Genomic DNA, 3,306 nt, shown 5'->3' with positions numbered 1-3,306 from the left:
GTGATCGGCTTCGATAACGCGATCGCGCTGGTGCGCGGCGGGCCGGACGCGGCCAGCCTGTACCTGAGGCAGGAGCTCGGCACTGCGCTGCTCGATGCGATGGTGCCCGAACTCGGCGAAGCACTGCGCATCAGCCGCGATCCGCTGCTCGGCCAGGCGCTCGGCGCTCTGACCGGGGTGGATGTCGCAAGCGTCGCCGACCGCTTCGGCCGCCAGATCGACGATGCCGTCTGGGGCGAGATCGCGCGCGAGGAAGCCGCGATCCGCGCCAATCCGGAACGCACCCGCGATCCGCTGCTGATCGGGGTGTTCGGGCTCGGCAGCCGAATCTAGAAGCGGCCCCGGTCAGAACCGGTAAGTCAGCACCGTCTGCGGCACATGGGTGGTGCGCGCAGGCAGGGACCCGCGCGGCGCGACGATCAGCCAGTAATTCGCCCCCACCTCCAGCCGGTTATTGATCCGGGTGGCGATCCCCGCCTGCGCGCGCCATTGCTCGGTCGAGGCGCCCTGACCGTCATTGCGCCCCTGCAGCAGCCCCAGCCACTCGCCGCCCAGGCTCGCGCGCCAGACTTGCCCGAGCGGCTGGTTGTACTGGATGCGCTGGCGCAGCCGCAGCTCCATCCGGTCGGCGCCATCGAAGAAGCGTTCCTCCAGCCGGGTGCGCCATTCGATTCGGCCCCGGGTGAGGCTCACCTGCTGGTGCGGCCGGATCTCGGTCGCGCCGCCCGCCTCGAACACCGCGCCCCCGCCGCCGATGCGCAGGCCCTTGGCTATGGTCTGCTCCACCGTCACGCGGATCGTCTGCTGCTCGTCGCCGCGCGCTTCCTCGCGCCAGCGTTGGGTGGCGTCGATGGTGAGCCGCGTGTCCTTGTCGAGATCGCCAGTGAGGTTGAAGAAGTGCCACAATTGCACGTCTTCGTCCTGTGCCCATGCTTTGGACGGTTGCCAAGCGCACGCGAGGGCGGCAAGCAGCGTCGCAATTCGTGCGGGCAGGCGTGTCATGCGCTCGCCCTAAAACGCTGGCAGCCCGCTGCCTATCGGAAAACAGTCTGGAGCGACTCTCATGAAATTCTTCGTCGACACTGCCGAGATCGAGGCGATCCGCGATCTTGCCGCCACCGGGCTGCTGGACGGGGTGACCACCAATCCCTCGCTGATCGCCAAGTCGGGGCGCGATTTCAAGGAAGTCACCGCCGAGATCTGCGGGATCGTCGACGGGCCGGTGAGCGCCGAAGTGGTCGCATTGGACCACGCGACGATGATGAAGGAGGCTGAAATCCTCCGCAAGATCGCCGACAATGTCTGCATCAAGGTGCCGCTGACGGTTGATGGTCTGAAGACCTGCAAGGCGCTGTCATCGGAGGGCACGATGGTCAATGTCACCCTCTGCTTCTCGGCCAATCAGGCGCTGCTGGCGGCCAAGGCGGGGGCGAGCTTCATCTCGCCCTTCGTCGGCCGGCACGATGACAACGGCTTTGACGGCATGGACCTCATCGAGGACATCCGCCTGATCTACGACAACTACAATTTCGCCACCGAGATTCTTGTCGCGAGCGTGCGCCACACCATGCACGTGCTGCAGGCCGCCAAGATCGGCGCCGACGTCATGACTGCGCCGCCCAAGGTTATCCACGACCTGTTCAAGCACGTCCTCACCGACAAGGGGATCGAGGGCTTCATGGCCGATTGGGCGAAGTCCGGGCAGAGTATCCTCTAGGCAATGGCCGACCAGTCTCCGCTCGATCTGTTCAAGCAGGCGCTCACCGGCGCATCGCGGGCCATTGCGCGCGATGCGGAGGTGGAGGTCGCGTGGAGCGCGGATGTGCCCGGCGCTGCCGGCAACCGCTTCCGCGTGCCGCTGCCGGGCCGCGATCTGCCCGCCGATCAGGTGCGCGAGGCGCGCGGCTTTGCGGATTCCTTTGCGCTCAAGCTGCGCCACCACGATGCTTCGCTCCACGCCAGATCCGCGCCGCCCGAACCCATCGCCCGCGCCTGCTATGATGCGATCGAGCAGGTGCGTTACGAGGCGCTGGGGGCCAACCGCTTCGGCGGTATCCGCGCCAATCTCGACGCCGCGACCGAGCTGCGCACCGCGGGCGACAAGATCGTGCGCGCGCAGAATTCCTCCGAAGTGCCCTTGCAGACCGCGCTTGCCCTGCTGGTGCGCGAGGCGCTGACCGGCGAAGCCATCCCGGCCAAAGCGCAGGGCGGGATCGAGCTGGTGCGCGATTTTCTGGAAGAGAAGGTCGGCGGCGATTTCGCGGCGCTGGCCGAGGCGGTCAGCGACCAGAAGGCCTTCCAGAAACTCGCGCTCGACATGCTGCGCGAGCTCGATCTGACCCGGCCGACCGAAGCCCCCGACGAAAGCGATTCGGACGAGGCCGACGAGGATGACGGCCCCGACGACGAAAACGAGGGTGAGGACGACAACCAGGGCGAGGGCGATCCGCAGTCCGCGGAAATGGCCGGCGACATGGCCGAGGGCGAGGGCGAGGGGGAGCAATCCTCCGACACCCAGACCGACAGCGACATGGCCGAGGGCGAGCCGGGCGACGACAGCGACGCCGCGAATGCTCCCGTCCGCCCCAACCGCCCGCAGGCCGAGGTGCCCGCCAGCCTCGACTACAAGGCCTTCACCACCCGCTTCGACGAGGAAGTCGCCGCGCCCGACCTGTGCGACGCGGAGGAGCTCGACCGGCTGCGCGCCTATCTCGACAGCCAGCTGACCGGCTTGCAGGGCGTGGTGACGCGCCTTGCCAACCGCTTGCAGCGCCGCCTGATGGCGCAGCAGAACCGCAGCTGGGATTTCGACCAGGAAGAAGGCGTGCTCGATGCCGCGCGCCTCGCCCGGGTGATCATCTCGCCCGGCACGGCGCTGTCCTACAAGGTCGAACGTGATGTCGAGTTCAAGGACACGATCGTCACCCTGCTGATCGACAATTCGGGCTCGATGCGCGGGCGGCCGATCTCGATTGCCGCGATCAGCGCCGACATTCTGGCGCGCACCTTGGAGCGCTGCGGGGTCAAGACCGAGATCCTCGGCTTCACCACCCGCGCGTGGAAGGGCGGGCAGAGCCGCGAGGCGTGGCTCGCCGATGGCAAGCCGCAGAACCCAGGGCGTTTGAACGACCTGCGCCACATCATCTACAAGCAGGCCGACGAGCCGTGGCGCCGCGCGCGCCGCAATCTTGGGCTGATGATGCGCGAGGGGCTGCTGAAGGAAAACATCGACGGCGAGGCGCTGATCTGGGCGCACAGCCGCCTGCTCTACCGCCCCGAAGAACGCCGCATCCTGATGGTGATCAG

Annotated in this window: 4 protein-coding genes; 3 read left to right on the top strand and 1 reads right to left on the bottom strand. The window is 67.4% G+C overall.

Going from position 1 to position 3,306, the window contains the following annotated elements; translation table 11 throughout:
- The coding region (locus NBV68_RS18675; RefSeq protein ID WP_296312918.1) for a DUF4197 family protein at window positions 1–333 on the top strand (333 nt) is incomplete at its 5' end.
- Between the two features lie 12 nt (window positions 334–345).
- Here the strand turns inward: NBV68_RS18675 and NBV68_RS18670 are convergent.
- Window positions 346–1,002: a DUF2490 domain-containing protein gene (locus NBV68_RS18670; protein WP_296312883.1), complete on the bottom strand. Its 657-nt coding sequence runs from the start codon at window positions 1,000–1,002 to the stop codon at window positions 346–348.
- Window positions 1,003–1,063: 61 nt separating this feature from the next.
- Between NBV68_RS18670 and fsa the strand changes: the two genes are divergently transcribed.
- Window positions 1,064–1,717: a fructose-6-phosphate aldolase gene (gene fsa, locus NBV68_RS18665; RefSeq protein WP_296312879.1), complete on the top strand. Its 654-nt coding sequence runs from the start codon at window positions 1,064–1,066 to the stop codon at window positions 1,715–1,717.
- Window positions 1,718–1,720: 3 nt separating this feature from the next.
- On the top strand, window positions 1,721–3,306 hold a 1,586-nt coding region (locus NBV68_RS18660), incomplete at its 3' end, for a cobaltochelatase subunit CobT (protein WP_296312877.1).

It is taken from the genome of Erythrobacter sp., from assembly GCF_023653175.1.
Classification (GTDB): Bacteria; Pseudomonadota; Alphaproteobacteria; order Sphingomonadales; family Sphingomonadaceae; genus Erythrobacter.
This window is presented reverse-complemented; position numbering and strand designations above follow the sequence as displayed.